The sequence below is a fragment of the Cellulomonas marina genome (assembly GCF_900111925.1).
GTDB lineage: Bacteria > Actinomycetota > Actinomycetes > Actinomycetales > Cellulomonadaceae > Cellulomonas > Cellulomonas marina.
The window spans coordinates 42,299-58,538 of sequence record NZ_FOKA01000018.1 but is presented as its reverse complement, the minus strand read 5'-3'; the positions used below and the strand labels follow the sequence as shown (position 1 = coordinate 58,538).

Sequence of the window (16,240 nt, the reverse complement as noted above, 5' to 3'; positions counted from 1 at the left end):
CGAGAGGCCCGGACCTCGCGGCTGACAGGCGTGATGGCACGGCTGCCCCGGCCGTGTCACGCGCGGAGCCACCGGGACCACAGCGCCTCGAGCTCGTCGTCCCCGGGCCGCCACCGGTCGGCGGCCACCCACGCGTTCATCGCCGCCGTCCAGTGCTGGACGTCGCGCCGGTAGCCGGTGGACCGCGCGAGGGCGGACCCCGCGGTGTCCGCGGGGTGCGCCGCGTAGGGGGCGGAGGTCTGCTGCTCCCAGTGGCCGCCGGCGCCGAAGGCGACGACGAGCGACGTGCGCAGGTAGCCGCCCTGCGTGTGCGGGACGAGCAGGGTGTGGTCGAGGACAGGGCGGTGGCGCCGGCGCAGCGCGTCGGCGACGCCCGCCTCGTCGAGCGGACGGAAGTGCGCGGCGGTGCGGCCGCACGCGGACGCGAGCACCGCCCCCGGGACGGCGGCCAGGACGTCCGCGAGCGCGCGCCCGTGCGCCTGCGACAGCGCGAGCAGGTCCTGCTCGTGCGTCCCGCGCAGTGCGCGTCCTGCGGTCCGGGCTGCGAGCGCCGCGTGCAGGAGGTGGACGTCGGCGGCCACCGCCCGGACGGCCGCCGCCCCGCTCGGGAGCCCCTCGGCGCCGGGGAACACGAGCGGGCCGCCCGCGCCCGTGGCGACGACGTCCGGGTGCGCGGGTGGGGTGGGGGCGAGGGGCACGGCAGGCGTCACGGCGTGGGTCACGGCGTGGGTCACGGCGGGCGTCACGGCATCTCCCACGGGTGGGCGGGGAGCCCGCGCCGGCTCGGCGGGCTGCCCACGGCGTCGTCGCCGGAGCGGCCGCTCCTGAGCGGGCGGTGGTCCCGTCCCCCGTCCGCCGGTCACCCGCCCGGCGGACGGGGCGCGTCAGCGGGTGTCGCCGCCCGCGGCCCAGGACGGGGGCGGTGGCGGTGCAGCCGGGGGTGCGGCCGGAGGTGGCGTCGACGAGCCCGTCGCGGGCGGTGCCCCCTGCGGACCGCCGGGCGGCGGGGGCACGTGCGCGCCGGGCGCCGCGTGCGCACCGGGCGGCGGCGGGTAGGCGCCGGGTGCCGGCGGGTACGCGCCCGGTGCCGGCGGTGGGGTCGTCCGCAGGGCGAACGAGGGGATCGCGCCCCGCTGCTCCGCCTCGCGCAGCGCGGCGAGGACCCGCTCGCGCTCGGCCGTGTCGACCGGGCGACCGGCGGCCTCGAGGTAGGCGAGGACGCCGAGGTCGCGGAACAGCGTGTCGACGTTCGCCCCGCCCAGCCCGAACCCGCCACCCGGTCCGCCGAGCCCCGAGCTCGCCAGCGCCGTGTCGGCCTTGGCCGCCAGGTCCGTGGCGGCGGCCTTCGCCTTGTCCAGGAATCCCATGCCCGCTCCCTCCGGTGCCGACGCCGGCCAGTCCCCGCCACCGCCGTCGGCCTCGCGGTGGTGACGGGGAGAGCCTGGCAGCCCGCGGGTGCCGGTGCCTAGCACCTGCGGGCGACGACGGGCGGCCCGTCCTCGACACCCGCCGCTCGCGTCCGGATGCGGCACCCGAGAGACGCCTTTACGTTGTAAGTCGGCGGGCCCGCCCGGGCACCGCCTCGTCAGCAGCGACAGAGAGCGAGCGACGCATGATCGACACCAGTGAGATCCAGGCCCTCATGACGTCCGGCGCGACGGTCGTCGGCAGCGACGGGGACAAGATCGGCAAGCTGGGCCAGGTCTTCCTGGACGACCAGACCGGCGAGCCCCAGTGGATCACCGTCTCGACGGGCTTCTTCGGCACCAGCGAGTCCTTCATCCCGCTGGACCAGGCCACGGTCCGCGGTGACCAGATCGTCGTGCCGTTCGACAAGGACAAGGTCAAGGGCGCGCCGCGCATCGACGCGGACGGCCACCTGTCCGAGGCCGAGGAGGACGAGCTCTACACGTACTACGGCGTCGGCGGCACCTCGGCCGGCTACGGCACCGCGGACTACGCGACGACGGGCACCGCCGGCTACGGCACGACGGGGACCTCGGACCTCGACGCCGCCGGCACGGTGGGCCACGACACCAGCGGCCCGACGACGGACGACGCCATGACCCGCTCGGAGGAGCGTCTGAACGTGGGCACCGAGCGCGTCGCCACCGGTCGCGCCCGCCTCCGCAAGTACATCGTCACGGAGAACCAGACCGTCACGGTGCCCGTGACGCGCGAGGAGGTCCGCCTGGAGCGCGAGCCGATCACCGACGCCAACGTCGGCGACGCGCTCGCCGGCCCGGACCTGTCGGAGGAGGAGCACGAGGTCGTCCTCACCGAGGAGCGTGCCGTCGTGACCAAGGAGACCGTCCCGGTCGAGCGCGTCCGCCTCGACAAGGACGTCGTCACCGACACCGAGACGGTGAACGAGACCACGCGCAAGGAGCGCATCGAGCTCGAGGGCGACGTCACGTCGGCCACGGACGGCCGTGCTGACGGCACGGGCACCCGCGGGATCTGACCCTGACCGGTCCGGCCGTCGCCAGGACGGCCGTCGACCACCAGGAGCACGACGGGCGGAGGGCGGGGCGCGCACGACGCGCCCCGCCCTCCGCCCGTTCCGGTTGCGGGCCTGACTTACGCCGTAAGGCTGTCATCCGTCGGTCCCTCGGGCCGACGCCGGGGCGCGCACCGACGCCGCACCGGCGAGGTCCGAACCAGGAGAACAACCCATCCGCGACGCCCTCGAGGACGCCCTGGCGACGGTGGCGGTCTTCGTCCCGAAGCTCGTCGCCTTCCTCGTCATCCTCGTCATCGGCCTGATCGTCGCGAAGCTCATCTCGAAGGCGCTCGACAAGGTCCTCGACCGCGTCGGGTTCGACCGCCTCGTCGAGCGCGGCGGCGTGAAGAAGGCCCTGGCGCAGAGCAAGTACGACGCGTCCGACGTCGTCGCCAAGATCGTGTACTACGCGCTCGTGCTCGTCGTCCTGCAGGCCGCGTTCGGCGTCTTCGGCCGCAACCCCATCGGCGACCTGCTCGCCAGCATCATCGCGTTCCTGCCGAAGCTCGTCGTGGCGATCGTCATCGTCGTCGTGGCCGCCGCGATCGCCACGGCCGTCCGCGAGCTCATCGTCGGCACCCTCGGCGCCCTGTCCTACGGCAAGGTCCTCGCCAACATCGCCGCGGTGTTCGTGCTCGGCCTGGGCATCATCGCCGCGCTCAACCAGGTCGGCATCGCCACGACCGTCACGACGCCGGTGCTCGTCGCCGTGCTGGCGACGGTCGGCGGGATCCTCGTCGTCGGCGTCGGCGGCGGGCTGGTCAAGCCCATGCAGTCCCGGTGGGAGGCCTACCTGACCAAGGCGGAGGCCGAGGCCCCGAAGGCCAAGCGCCAGGCGGAGGCCGCCCCGTCCGTCCGCGACCAGGCCGCCGGCCTCGCCGCGAGCGCGCAGGGCACGACGGGCACGACCGGCACCACCGGCGCCACGGCCCGCTCGCCGCGCCTGCCCTGACCCGTCGCGGCGCCGCACGGCGCCGACCGGTCCGCCCCGCAGCCCCTCCTCGACGGACCCGTCCGTCGGGCGAGGGGCTGCGGCGCTACTGGCTGACGAGCAGGTCGAGGCGGTCGAGGAGGCTCTCCAGCGCCACCTCGAACTCCTCGTCGTCGTGGTTCTGCGACAGCAGCTCCCGCAGCCGTTCGGTCTGCGGGTAGTCGCGCAGGTCGGTGTCGTCCTGGGGGACGTCGGCGTCCCCCTCGTCGAGGGGCTCCTCCACCGGCGCGGTGCTCGCGCCGCGCGAGGCCGCCTCGAGCAGCAGGTGGCCGAGCAGGAAGCTCGAGAACGCGCGGTAGGCGGCGACGGCTGCCTCGTCGGAGAACCCGCGCGAGGTCAGGGCGCCGAGGAAGTCCTCGACGACGTCGAGGCTCCGCAGCGGGGGCCGCAGCCACGGCGCGGCCGGGTGCCGGGTGGCGACGAGCGGGAAGGCGTTCGGGTGGTCGTGGGCCAGCGCCCGCACCCCGTGCGCGAGCCACTGCAGGTAGCCCTGCCAGCCGTCCGCCGGCGCCAGCTCGTCCGCGGGGTCCAGGCGCAGGCGGCCGACGAGGTGGTCGACCACGGCCTCGAGCAGGTCCTCCCGGCCGTTGACGTACCGGTACAACGACATGGCCTCGACGCCGAGCGACTGACCGAGGCTGCGCATGGTGAGACCCGGCAGGCCCTGGGCGTCGATGTAGGCGATCGCTGCCTCGACGACGACCGGCCGGCTGAGGGGGGCGCGATCCGTCGTGCGTGCGGGGAGACGGGACCTCGAGGGCGCCCCGTCCGGCGTCGTCCGTGCCATGCCCGCCCCTTCCCGCACCGCCGTCGCGGCGCCGTGCCAGTCTGCCGCCGCACCGGCTGCGCGGCGACCGCCGGACGGTGGACGCGGCTCAGCCGTGCCGGGAGGCGAGCGATCGTCGCCGCGGCGCCGACCGCTCGCCGGGAACCGTTCTCCGGCACGTCCCAGCCCGTTCACCAGCGCTTCCTAGCGTCGGGGCCCTCCCCACCCCCGCACCCAGGAGGACCTGTGCCCGCCCCCGGTCGTACCCGCACCGCCCCTGCCGCAGCCGCCGCCGCGCTCGTCGCCGGCGTCGTCGCCGTGCCCCTCCTCGCCCCGTCCGCGGCCGCCGCGCCCGCCGCGCCGGCCGCCGCCGCACCCGCCGCCCCCGCGCTCGTCGCCTCGGCCGCCGTCGGCGAGGTCGCCTACGCCCAGGACTTCGACGACGTGGCCGACGGCGCCCTGCCCGCCGGGTGGCGCGCGGCCGCCGGGAGCTGGGCCGTGCAGGACGGCCGCCTCGTCGGGCAGCCCGGGAGCATCACGCGCATCACCTTCGGGCCGCACCTGGAGAACTACCGGCTCGAGGCGACGGTCCGGTTCGACGCCGTCAGCAACGCCACGCGGTGGCTGGCGGCGGTGCTCGACATCCCCGCGTCCGGTGCCGTGCCGTGGTCGCAGGCCGCCATGCGCACGACGACGACCGCCGGCAACGGCATCGAGCTCGCGCAGCGGACCGCCGCGAACACCTGGGACGTGCCGTTCACGACGCCCGCCCCCCGCGACGCCGGGGTCGGCCGCGACGTCCGCATCGCCGTCGAGGTGCAGGGCGGCCGCGCGACCTGGCTCTACGAGGGGCAGGAGGTGCTCAGCGGCCGCATCGCCCGGAGCGCCGACGGCGTGCTCGGGTTCTCGGCGGACGGCGCGCGCGTGAGCATCGACGACGTGGTCGTCACCGAGATCGCGCCGTGGACGCCCGTGCTCGACGGCGACGAGCTGCCGGTGACGGTGGCGCACCGCGGGTACTCCTCCGTGACGCCCGAGAACACCTTGGCCGCGTACGAGGCGGCGGTGCGCTCCGGCGCCGACTACGTCGAGATCGACGTGCAGACGGACGCCGACGGCGTGCCCTCCGTCGTGCACGACAACACCGTCGACCGCACCACCGACGGCACGGGCGACCTGTCGACGTTGCCCACCCGGACGGTCGAGGGCCTCGACGCCGGCTCCTGGTTCAGCCCGGCCTTCGTCGACGAGCCGCTGCCCACGCTGGCCGAGACCCTCGCGCTCGGCGCCCGCGGGACGACCCCGATGCTCCTGGAGATCAAGGGCCCGGAGACGCAGGCGCAGGTCGAGCGCATCGTCGACGTCGTCCTCGCCTCCGCCATGGCCGACCGCGTTGTCGTCCAGTCCTTCGACACGAGCATCCTGCGCTGGGTGAAGGCGTACGCGCCGCAGCTGACCACGGGCTACCTGGGGAACGTCGCGGCCGACCCCGTGGCGCACGCCCGCGAGCTGGGCGTCGGGCTGTACAACCCGTCCGCGGCCTCGCTCGCCACGCGGCTCGACGCCGTCGAGGCGCTCAACGCCGCCGGCATCGGCGTCTTCGTCTGGACCGTCGACTCCGCCGCCCAGTGGCGGCAGTTCGCCGAGGCGGGCGTCGACGGCGTGATCACCAACCGCCCCGGCGCGTTCGTCGGCTGGAAGTCGGCCGTCGCGCAGGAGCAGCCGGCGCCGGCGCCGGCCGACGAGCCGACCGTCACCGTGCTCGCCCCCACCGCCGCCGCCCGGGTCGAGCGGGGCGACGAGGTCGTCCTGGCCGCTTCCGCGACGGACGCCGACGAGGTGACGCTCACGCTCGACGGCGAGCCGGTCGCCAACGGTGCCTCCGTGCCGGCCGCCGATCTCGCGTTCGGCGAGCACGTGCTCGTCGCGCGCGCCACGGGTGCCGGCGGCACGGCAGAGGCCACGACGACCTTCTCCGTGACGGTCACGGCCGAGGGCCTGCGCAGCCGGCTGGCGGCCCTGCCGGTCACCACCGGGCAGCTGCAGCAGCTGCTGACGGCGCTGGACGCCCGGGACTGGGCCGGCCTGACCGACCGCGTCACGCGCCTCGTGCCCGACGAGGCCGTGCGTGCGGAGCTCGTCCGCCAGGTGGAGGTGCTCGCCGCGGGCTGAGCCGTCCCCCGTCGGCCTCCGCGGACGCCCGTCCCCGCACCCCGGGGGCGGGCGTCCGTCGTGCCGGGCGACGTACCGGGTGACACGTCAGGCGACGTATCAGGGCGGGCACCGCCGTGCTCCTCCTGGTCACCGGCACCGGCAGCGGTGCCCCGACCGAGAGGCAGCACCATGACCACCACCGCACCGCGCCGGGCCACGGCCGCCGCCGCCCGCCGCGCCGCATCCGGCGACCGCGCCCGCGACCGCGACCGCGACCGCGACCGCCAGGACACCGGGGCCGCGCCCTTCGTCACCGCGCGCAACCCCTACGCCCTCACCGAGCTCGTGCTCGGCCACCCCGTCGACTGGGCGGCCGTGACCGACCCGCTCGGCCTCGTCGAGGACACGCTGCTCACCCCGCGCGAGCAGCTCTTCGATCCGCGCTGGGGCTCGCCGGTGTACCTGGGCTTCGGGCTCGGGGAGCGCGACGAGGTCGTCCCCGTCGAGCTGCCCCGTGGCGGCAAGGCCGTGGAACCCGAGTCCGAGGACGCTCCCCGCCTGCCCGACGAGCCGCGCACGCTCGCCGACCTGCGTGCGGTGCTGGGCGACCTCGACGCGGTCACGCTGCGCGCGGCGCGGCCCACGCGGGCCGGCGGCTGGACCGTCGAGGTGGCCCCCGCGGGGTCGCCCGTCAGCAGGCTCGTCGACACCGTGGTGGACCGGTCCGTGCTGGAGCGGCTGCTGCGGCTCGTCGTGCTCGACACCGGCTGGACCCCGGCCGGCGCCGAGTGGCGGGACACGGGTCGCTTCTTCGACGAGGCGGCCGAGTTCTCCGACCCGGTCCAGGGCGGCCTCGGCGACTGCTGGCTCATCGCCGCGATGTCGTCCGTCGCCTGGGCGCTGCCCGGGCGGATCGCCGACGCGGCCCGCGCCACGGGCGTGCCGAACGACCGCTTCACGCACCGCTTCGAGTACCGCGACCCCGGCGACGGCTCGCAGCGGGTCTTCGAGGCGTCCGACGAGACCCTCGTCTGGTCCGGCACGACGAGCCCGCTGTACGCCCGCAGCGCCGAGCCCGGCGAGATCTGGCCGGGCGTCGTCGAGAAGGCCTTCGCGCAGTGGCGGCAGGGGACGACGCACGACCACCCGGACCTCACCGTCCTCAACGGCGGCGACCCGGTGTGGGCCAGCGCGGCCCTGTCGGGACGGACGCCGCAGTACACGTGGCACGCCGGCACCACGGCCGCCGCGCTGCGCACGCTCGTCAAGAGCCACAGCCGGTCCTACCGGACGGTCGACCCCATGACCGCGTGGACCTACGGCACCGCCCCGGACGGCCTGAGCTACGCCGACGCGACCATCGTCGGCAACCACGCGTACTCCGTCCTCGGCTGGACTACGGGGACCGTCCTGCGCCGGGCGTTCGACCGGCTGCTGGCCCGCTCGTCGTCGGCCGCCCGCCTGGCGTTCGAGCCCCAGGGCGCCGCGCTGCTCGACCTGCGCCTGCTCACCCGCGACTACGTGATCCTGCGCAACCCGTGGGGCAGCACCGAGGCGACGGTGGGGGCGCGGCACGGGGCGATCACCGTGCGCGACGAGGGATTCTGGCGCTCCATCGACCTCGACGTCGTCGACGGGGTCTTCGCGATCGACTTCCCCACCTACCAGCAGTACTTCGCGGGGACGGGGGTGGCGGTCTGACCTCCCGCCCGGCCGGGGCCCCGGACGCCGCCCGGGGCGGGCACGGGTGGGCACGGCGCCGCGTACGCTCCTCCCCCGATGAGCACAGCGACGGTGGAGGGCGCCTACGAGGGGGCGCTCCGGGCGTTCCGGAACCCCCTGCTGGGTCTCCTGCACGGGTCGTCGGCACCGTTCGTCGTCACGGTGCTGGCGCTCGTCTTCACCGCGCAGCGCCCGCAGGTGCCGGTGGCCGAGGTGCACGCGGAGATCGACGCGGCCCTGGCCCGGCTGCGTGCGGCGGGGTACGGCGAGGACGGTACGGCCCCGCTGCCCGCCGGCGTGGCGCGCGACCTCTGCCGCGGCTGGGTGCGCGCCGGCTGGCTCACCCGCCAGGCGCACGAGGGCGTGGAGGTCTACCAGGTGTCCGCGCACGGGGTGGCGGCGCTCGAGGTCGCCGGGCGGGTCGGCGGCGTGCGGACGCGCGTCTCGCAGTCGCGCGTCCGCACGCTGCTCGACGCCGTCGAGGGGCTCGCGCAGGACGCCGACCCCGACGTCATGACCCGCATCGCCCGGATCGACGCGGAGATCCGCGAGCGCCAGGAGGAGGTCCGCCGGCTGGAGCGCACGGGTGTCGTCGAGCCCGTGCCCGACGACCGCCTGCTCGAGGAGGCGGAGAACGTCCTGCACCTGGCGCGCGAGCTCCCGGCGGACTTCGCCCGCGTCGTCGAGACGATCGTGCAGGTGCAGCGGGACGTCGTCACCGACCTGCGGCAGGACGTGCGGCCCACGGGCGAGGTGCTCCGCGAGTACCTGCAGCGCGGGCGCGACCTCATGGAGTCCACGCGCGAGGGCCGGGCCTTCGCCGGGGCGCTGGCGCTCATCGGGCGCGCGGAGCACATCGACGCGCTCGCCGCGCACCTGCGCACGATCCTCGGGCACCCCTTCGCGGCCGGCCTCACGGCGTCCCAGCGGCGCGAGCTGCGCGACGTCGCGCGCCGGATCGAGCAGGGCGTACGCGACGTGCTGGAGGCGCAGCAGCGGGCCTCGCACGTCATCACCACGCAGATCCGCACCCACGACCCGCTGCGCGACCGCGAGGTCGACGCCCTGCTGCGCGAAGCCATGGCGGGGCTGCAGCGGTGGATGCCCACCTCGCGGCGCCGGGAGCCGGTCACGCCGGTGCGACGCATGCCGGTGGCGGACGTCGCCCACCTGCGGCAGCGCACCGACGACCTGCGCCCCGCCGCTCCCCCGGCGCCGCTGGAGCCCGTGGTCGTCGGGGACGTGGCCGACGACGACGCCCGCGCGTGGGGCGGGCCGCACTACGTCGAGCTGGAGCGGCACGTGGCGGGGCTCGTCGCGGGCACGTCGGACCGCGTCCCGGTCGCCGAGGCGTTCACCGCCGCGCCGGAGGGCCTGCGCCGCCCCGTCGACCTGCTGGGGCTGCTCGAGATCGCGCACCGGCACGGCATGGTGGAGGGCGACGAGGTCGTCACCGTCGAGGCGGTCCGGCCGGACGGCACCCGTCGGCGGTTCGCGTTCGGCGCGGTGGCGCTGGCGGGCCCGGCGAGCGCGGGCGGGGACGACGACGAGCACGACGACGAGGGCGCACGGGACGAGGGACGGCATGACTGACACCACGGACGTCGACGTGACCGGCGACGTGGCCGACGACCTCGGCACGGTGGACGACCGTGTGACCGACGTCGACGGGTTCATCGAGCCCGTCGCCATGGAGGACGACGCCGCCGAGCTCTTCGCCGGCGACCGCGGCACGCTCGAGCCCGACGTGCGGCGCGTGCTGGTCCGGCTGCTGCAGCGCCGGTTCCTCACGGCCGAGCGCAGCCCCGCCCAGTGGCGCACGCTGCTCGAGCACCAGTCGGTGCTGGAGTCCCGGCTGCACGACCTGTTCGTGCGCCTCGTCGTCGACCACGACCGCGGGATCGCGTGGAAGGAGCAGGTGCGCTCGGGGGAGCTGGACGTGCCGATCCTCCTGCGCGACGAGGCGTACACCCGCGCCGAGACGCTCGTGCTCGTCCACCTGCGCTCGGTGCACCAGCACGAGGCCGCGTCCGGCGGCACCGCCGCCCGCGTCGACCTCGAGGAGGTCGAGCAGGGCGTGCTGACCTACTTCGACCTGCGCGACGGCGACGTCTCGCGCGCCCAGCGCGAGATCCGCGACGCGGTGACCCGGCTCGCCGCGGAGGGCCTGCTCGACGAGGAGTCGACCGGCCGCTACCGCATCACGCCGCTGGTCGAGGTCGCGCTGGACACCGCGCGTCTCGTCGAGCTGACGCGGTGGTTGGCGGAGCAGACCGCCACGCGGGAGGCCGGCCCCTCGTCACCGGGGACGGTCGCGCCCGACGAGGACCTGCCTGACGAGGACGCGAGCGACGAGGAGGACCCGCAGCCGTGACGATGATCGAGACGCTGTGGGGCCTCGTCCCCGAGCGATCCACCGGCCAGCAGTGGGTGGCCGAGAGCCTGCAGCTCGTCAACTGGGGCGGGTACCACGGCCACCACCGGGTGCGCTTCTCCCCGGGCGCGACGCTGTTCAGCGGCGGGTCGGGGTCGGGCAAGTCGACGCTCATGGACGCGTCGATCGCGCTGCTCATGCCGCACACGACGCCGTTCAACGGGGCGTCCAACGGCGGCGTCACGGGCAAGCCGCGCGGCACGGAGCAGCGCAACATCCTGTCCTACGCGCGCGGCAAGCTCGACGAGACGCGGGTCGACGGGCGCACGGAGGTCCGCGTGCTGCGTGGCGACCGCGAGGACACGTGGTCGGCGGTCGCGATGACGTGGCGCGACCAGGCGGGTGCGGCCTTCACGGCGGTCCGCGCCTGGTACGTGCCGGCCTCCGCCCGCACGCTCGAGCACGTCGTCGCCGTGCGGGCCACGTGCGAGGGCCCCTACGACCTCACCGCGCTGGAGGAGGCGGCCGCGCACCGGCTGGACCGGCGCCTCGTCGCCCGCACCGGCCTGACCTGCCTCGACACCGACCGCGACTACACCGCCCGGCTGCACACGGCCCTCGGCATCGGCGCAGCCGGCGACGGCGCCAAGGCCGTCGCGCTGCTCGGCCGCATCCAGGCCGGCCAGCAGATCACCACGGTCGACGCGCTGTACAAGACGATGGTGCTGGAGGAGCCGACGACCTTCGCCACCGCCGACGCGGCTGTCCAGCAGTTCGACGAGCTGTCGGCGACCCGCGAGCGCATGGTGACCGCGCGGCAGCAGGTGCGGGCCCTGGCGCCGATCCGCGAGCACCGCGCCGCCATCGACGCGGCCCTCGACCGGCTCGCGGTCCTCGACGCGGTCGGCCGCTTCACGGACGCCTCGTCGCCCGCCGCGCTGTGGCTGGCGGGGCAGCGGCTGGACCGGCTGCGCGCGCTCGAGACGGACCTGCAGCGTCGGCACGCCCGGTCGGTCGAGGAGGCGGCGGAGCTGGGCGAACGGGTGGCCGCCGCGCGCAGCGAACGGGCGGCCGTCCGGGACGTGCTCGTCGCGACCGGCGGGGACCGGCTGCGGCGCGCGCAGGACGAGGTCGACCGGCTCTCGGCGCGGGTCGAGCCCGTGACGGCGGCGCGGGCGCGGCTGGAGCGGCAGCTCGCCGTGCTCGACGAGCCGGTCGCCGACGCGGGGGCGTTCGCGGCCCTCGTCGGGCGGGCGCAGGCGGCCCTGGCGGACACGGGCGGGCGTGACGCGCTGCGGACGCGGTTCGGCGCGGCTGCGGCGGAGCAGGCGCAGGCGCGCGACGCGCTGGCCGCGGCCCGGGCCGAGCGCGACGCGGCCCGCACGCGCAAGGACAGCATCCCGTCCGACCTGCACCGGGCGCGGGCCGCGCTGGCCGAGGCGGCGGGCATGACGCCCGCGGAGCTGCCGTTCGTCGGCGAGCTCGTCGAGGTGCGCACGGAGTTCGAGCCGTGGCGGGCGGCGTTCAACCTGGCGCTGGGCGGGTTCGCGACGGAGCTGCTCGTCGACGCCGCGCGCCTGCGGGCGTTCCGCACGGCCATCGACGCGGTACCCACGGCCCGGCGCATCCGGTTCCGTGGCGTCCCCACCGGCCGCCGCGACGACGTCGTCCTGGCCGACCGCACCCTGCCCGCGCGGCTGGACTACCGGCCCACGCGTTTCACGGGGTGGCTGCAGCAGGAGCTCGCGGACCGGTACGCGTACGTGTGCCTGGACTCGGCGGCGGAGCTCCCGTCGCACACGAAGGCGCTCACCATCTCCGGCCAGACCTCCGACGGTGCCCGCGGCGCGCACGGCGGGCAGGGCGTGGCCAACGTCCTCGGGTTCTCCGGCGCACGGCGGCTGGGCGAGCTCGAGGAGGCGGTCGTCGCGGCGGAGGCGCGGCTGGCGGCCGCCGTCCGGGCGCTCGACGAGGCCACGCGCGCGCTCGACGCCTGGGAGGGGCGGCAGGCCGCGCTCGCGGCGGTCGTCGAGGTCCGCTGGGACGACGTGGACGTGGACGCCGTGCACGCCGAGCTCGCGCGGTGGACGGCGCTCGTCGTCGAGGCGACGTCGGGGGACCCCGAGGTCGTCCGCCTCCAGACCCGGCTCGACGCGCTGGAGCGGGACGTCACCGCCCTCACCGAGGCCGCGGGCGTCGCGAAGGCGCAGGCTCGCGCGCTGGAGGAGGCGTGGCAGCGCACCGCCGACGAGGTCGACGGCGCGCAGCGGACCCTCGACGCCGCCGAGGCCGCCGGGACCCAGGTGCGCGCCGAGCACGCCGAGCTCCTCGCCGGCCTGTTCGCCGCCGAGGTCCCGGCCGGCGCGACGCCCGAGGAGGCGCGCACCCGCTTCGACGCGGCTGTCGAGGGCGCGGCGGCCCGCCTGCGGGACGAGGTGCGCCGGGCGCAGGAGGTGCTCGGCGCCCGCCGCCGGGACCTCCGCACGGTGTTCGAGACGTTCGGCGAGCGGTGGCCGAACCCCAACCTCGGCACGGACCCGGGCACCTCCTACGACGACCACGAGCGCGTGCTCGCGGACCTCGAGGCCGACGGCCTGCACGAGCTCGAGGCGGAGTGGCGCGACAGCCTGCTGCGGCTGTCCGGCGCGGACCTCACGCAGCTCGACTCCGACATCTCGACGGCGGTCCGGGACATCCGCGACCGCATCGAGCCGGTCAACGAGATCCTCGCCGGCCTGGACTTCGCCGACGAGCACCACACCCTGCGCATCGAGCTGCGGGACACCGCGTCGCCGGTGCGCACGCGCTTCCGCGCCGACCTGCGGGCCGTCCGCACGGCCATCGCGGAGGCGCGCACGGACGAGGACCGTCAGCGCGCCTACGCCCGCATGGCGAAGGTCGTCGACCGGATCCGCCGCACGGCCCCCGAGCTGCACGAGCTCATCGACGTGCGCACCCACGTCCGCATCAGCGCGGAGAAGGTCACGCGCAGCGGCGAGCACGTGGCGGTCTACGACCACATCGGCGAGAAGTCCGGCGGGGAGTCGCAGGAGCTCGTCGCGTTCATCGTCGGGGCGGCGCTGCGCTACCAGCTCGGCGACGCGGGGGCCGAGCGCCCGCGGTACGCGCCGGTGTTCCTCGACGAGGCGCTCATCAAGGCCGACGCGCACTTCACGGGCCGCGCCATCGCCGCGTGGCGGGGCCTGGGGTTCCAGCTGATCATCGGCGCGCCGAACGACAAGCACAGCGCCATCGAGCCGCACGTCGACGCGAGCTACGTCGTCCTCAAGGACGCGACGGGCCGCTCCTTCACACGGCTCGTCGTCGGGTTGGAGGCGTCAGGCACCGCGACCTGACGTCAACGGCTGGCGTCCTCCTCCGACGGCGCGGCGAGGCCTCCGCCCGCCTCGAGCTCCGACTTCAGCTCGTCGAGAGACGTGGTGCGGCCCTCGTCGTACGCGAGACGAGCGGCCCTGCCGTCCACGAGCGCGCCCGTGGCGACGAGCTCCACGGACTCCTCGAGGGCTGCCAGATCGTCGACGGAGATCAGCACGGCTTCCGCCACGCCGTGACGTGTGAGGACGACCCGCCCCCGGGTCGCCCGCACCTCGGCGACGAGGTCCCCGAGCCGATCAGCCGCGTCCTCGAGCGGCAATGACCGCATGCGATCCACGACGCGAACCTACCCGGCGCTGGTGACGCTGCCACGCCTTCCGAGAACCGGGCGCCGTCCCGGTCAGGACGGCTAGGTTGACGGCCAGCCGACGACGACAGGAGGCCGCCGCGTGGACGTGACGGAGGGGTTCGCGATCACCACGCGGGGTCTGCGCAAGACCTACCGCGGCCGACGCGGCGTGCACGTCGCGGTCGACGACCTGAACCTGCGGGTGCCGGTCGGCGGGGTGCACGGCTTCCTCGGGCCGAACGGGTCCGGCAAGACGACGACCATCCGCATGCTGCTCGGGCTGGTCCGCGCCGACTCGGGGCACATGCGCCTGTTCGGCCAGACCGTGCCGGACGCGCTGCCGCAGGTGGTCGGGCGCGTCGGCGCGATCGTCGAGAGCCCGACGTTCTTCCCGGCGTTCTCCGGGCGGCTGAACCTCGAGCTGCTGGCCGGGGCCATCGGCGCCCCGCGCACCCGGGTGGACGAGGTGCTCGACGAGGTCGGCCTCCTCGACCGCGCCCGCGACCGGTACAGCGGCTACTCCCTGGGCATGAAGCAGCGCCTCGCCATCGCGGCGACCCTGCTCAAGCAGCCGGACCTGCTCATCTTCGACGAGCCGACCAACGGCCTCGACCCGGCGGGCATCCACGAGATCCGCGGGACGATGCGCGCCCTGGCCGACCAGGGGCGGACCGTGCTCGTCAGCTCGCACATCCTCGCGGAGGTCGAGCAGGTGGCCGACACCGTCTCGATCATCGCGCGCGGGCGGCTGCTGGCGACCGGCCCGCTGGCGGAGGTCGTCGGGCGACGAGGGGCCGCCGCGCGGGTCGTCGTGCCGGACGCGGCGGCGGCGCGGGCGGTGCTCGTCGCCGCCGGGATGCAGGTGGAGCACGACGGCGACGGCCTGCGGGTGCTCGGCGAGGAGGACCCCGGCCGGATCACGTGGGCGCTGGCGCAGGCGGGGATCTTCCTGCAGGCGCTCGTGCCCGAGCGCGCCGGGCTGGAGGAGGCGTTCCTCGCGCTGACGGCGGGGACGGCCTCCGCGTCGGGCGACGAGGGGGTGCCCGCGTGAGCCGGCTGCTGCGGGTCGAGCTGCGGCGGCTGCGCGCGCGGCGGCTGGTGCTCGTCGCACACGTGGGCGTGCTCGTCGTCGTCGGGCTGCTGCTGGCGTCCCTGTGGAGCAGCGTCCAGCCGCTGTCGGCGGCCGAGGTGCGGCAGGCCGAGGAGTTCTACGCCCAGGCCGCCGAGGAGTGGGAACGCACCGGGGAGCAGCAGGTCGCCGACTGCCGCGAGCAGGAGCGACGGGAGGAGGAGATCACCGGCCGGGACGCGGACTACCACTGCGAGGACCTCGAGCCGCGGCCCGAGTGGTTCCTGCCGACGCCGCCCACCCTCGCCGAGTCGCTGCGGTCGGCGCTCGGCAGCATCGCGCTCGTCCTGGGGCTGGCCGCGCTGGGCATCGGGGCGACCTTCACGGCCGCCGAGCTCAGCACCCGGTCGATGAGCACGTGGCTGACGTTCGAGCCGCGGCGGCTGCGGGTGTACGGCAGCAAGGTCGCGGCGGCGGCGCTGGGGGTGGTGCCGCTGGCCGTGGTGACGACGGCGCTCGTCGTCGGCGGGGTCGTGGCGGTGTACGTGGCTCTCGACGTGCCGGCCGCCGGCGGGGCGGCTGACGGGGTGGGGAGCGCGACCGTGCTGCAGGCGCTGCGCGTCGTGGCGCTGACCGCGGTCGCGGCGGCGGGCGGGGCCGCGCTGGGCATCCTGCTGCGGCACACGGCCGCGGTCATGGGGGCGGTGCTGGGCTGGGTCGTGGCGTTCGAGGCGATCCTCGTGACGCAGCTGCCGCACCTGTCGGTGGTCTCGCCCCGCGTCAACGCCACGGGCTGGGTGGACGGCGGCACGGCGTACTACACGGAGACGTGCACCACCGGCGCCGATGGGACCATCTGCGAGGGCGTCGAGCACGCGATCGGCGCCGGCCAGAGCGCCCTCGTCCTGAGCGTCGGCCTGGCGGTGCTGGTCGCCGTCGCGGCCCTCGTGTTCCGCCGGCGCGACGAGGGCTGAGC

General features: G+C 76.0%; 13 protein-coding genes. 9 read left to right on the top strand and 4 right to left on the bottom strand.

Features of this window, described 5'->3' with window-relative positions; genetic code table 11:
* Positions 1 to 56: 56 nt before the first annotated feature.
* Together BM048_RS15865 and BM048_RS15860 are read right to left on the bottom strand one after the other, a co-directional pair.
* Positions 57 to 746 carry a hypothetical protein gene (locus BM048_RS15865; protein WP_090034525.1) on the bottom strand — a complete coding sequence of 230 codons (690 nt, stop codon included), beginning with the start codon at positions 744 to 746 and terminating at the stop codon, positions 57 to 59.
* A 138-nt stretch (positions 747 to 884) separates the two neighbouring features.
* Positions 885 to 1,367: a hypothetical protein gene (locus BM048_RS15860; RefSeq protein WP_090034522.1), complete on the bottom strand. Its 483-nt coding sequence runs from the start codon at positions 1,365 to 1,367 to the stop codon at positions 885 to 887.
* A 245-nt stretch (positions 1,368 to 1,612) separates the two neighbouring features.
* Between BM048_RS15860 and BM048_RS15855 the strand changes: the two genes are divergently transcribed.
* Together BM048_RS15855 and BM048_RS15850 are read left to right on the top strand one after the other, a co-directional pair.
* The gene (locus BM048_RS15855; protein ID WP_090034521.1) at positions 1,613 to 2,464 is read left to right on the top strand and encodes a DUF2382 domain-containing protein; all 852 of its coding nucleotides are present in this window, start codon (positions 1,613 to 1,615) and stop codon (positions 2,462 to 2,464) included.
* A 211-nt stretch (positions 2,465 to 2,675) separates the two neighbouring features.
* Positions 2,676 to 3,455, top strand: a complete 780-nt coding sequence (locus tag BM048_RS15850) for a mechanosensitive ion channel family protein (RefSeq protein ID WP_090034519.1) — start codon at positions 2,676 to 2,678, stop codon at positions 3,453 to 3,455.
* Positions 3,456 to 3,540: 85 nt separating this feature from the next.
* On the opposite strand, the gene BM048_RS15845 is transcribed toward BM048_RS15850, so the two are convergent.
* Positions 3,541 to 4,281, bottom strand: coding sequence for a TetR/AcrR family transcriptional regulator (locus BM048_RS15845; RefSeq protein ID WP_090034517.1), 741 nt, complete (start codon positions 4,279 to 4,281; stop codon positions 3,541 to 3,543).
* A gap of 225 nt (positions 4,282 to 4,506) precedes the next feature.
* Here BM048_RS15845 and BM048_RS15835 point away from each other — a divergent pair, with 225 nt between their 5' ends.
* From BM048_RS15835 to BM048_RS15815, 5 genes are all read left to right on the top strand, one after another.
* Positions 4,507 to 6,432 carry a glycerophosphodiester phosphodiesterase gene (locus tag BM048_RS15835; protein WP_139224503.1) on the top strand — a complete coding sequence of 642 codons (1,926 nt, stop codon included), beginning with the start codon at positions 4,507 to 4,509 and terminating at the stop codon, positions 6,430 to 6,432.
* A gap of 171 nt (positions 6,433 to 6,603) precedes the next feature.
* Entirely contained in the window at positions 6,604 to 8,115 is a 1,512-nt protein-coding gene (locus tag BM048_RS15830; protein ID WP_090034513.1) for a C2 family cysteine protease, read from the top strand.
* A 78-nt stretch (positions 8,116 to 8,193) separates the two neighbouring features.
* Entirely contained in the window at positions 8,194 to 9,729 is a 1,536-nt protein-coding gene (locus tag BM048_RS15825) for a DUF3375 domain-containing protein (RefSeq protein WP_090034511.1), read from the top strand.
* Positions 9,722 to 10,510, top strand: a complete 789-nt coding sequence (locus BM048_RS15820) for a DUF4194 domain-containing protein (protein WP_090034509.1) — start codon at positions 9,722 to 9,724, stop codon at positions 10,508 to 10,510. The genes BM048_RS15825 and BM048_RS15820 overlap by 8 nt, the downstream gene beginning before the upstream one ends.
* A gap of 2 nt (positions 10,511 to 10,512) precedes the next feature.
* Positions 10,513 to 13,866: an ATP-binding protein gene (locus BM048_RS15815; protein ID WP_425319178.1), complete on the top strand. Its 3,354-nt coding sequence runs from the start codon at positions 10,513 to 10,515 to the stop codon at positions 13,864 to 13,866.
* A 2-nt stretch (positions 13,867 to 13,868) separates the two neighbouring features.
* On the opposite strand, the gene BM048_RS15810 is transcribed toward BM048_RS15815, so the two are convergent.
* Positions 13,869 to 14,174, bottom strand: coding sequence for a type II toxin-antitoxin system Phd/YefM family antitoxin (locus BM048_RS15810; RefSeq protein WP_239078991.1), 306 nt, complete (start codon positions 14,172 to 14,174; stop codon positions 13,869 to 13,871).
* A 121-nt stretch (positions 14,175 to 14,295) separates the two neighbouring features.
* Between BM048_RS15810 and BM048_RS15805 the strand changes: the two genes are divergently transcribed.
* A complete protein-coding gene (locus tag BM048_RS15805; RefSeq protein WP_090034503.1) occupies positions 14,296 to 15,246 on the top strand; it encodes an ABC transporter ATP-binding protein in 951 nt (316 codons plus the stop codon).
* Positions 15,243 to 16,238, top strand: a complete 996-nt coding sequence (locus tag BM048_RS15800; protein ID WP_090034502.1) for an ABC transporter permease subunit — start codon at positions 15,243 to 15,245, stop codon at positions 16,236 to 16,238. Before BM048_RS15805 ends, BM048_RS15800 begins: the two co-directional genes overlap by 4 nt.
* Positions 16,239 to 16,240: the final 2 nt, after the last annotated feature.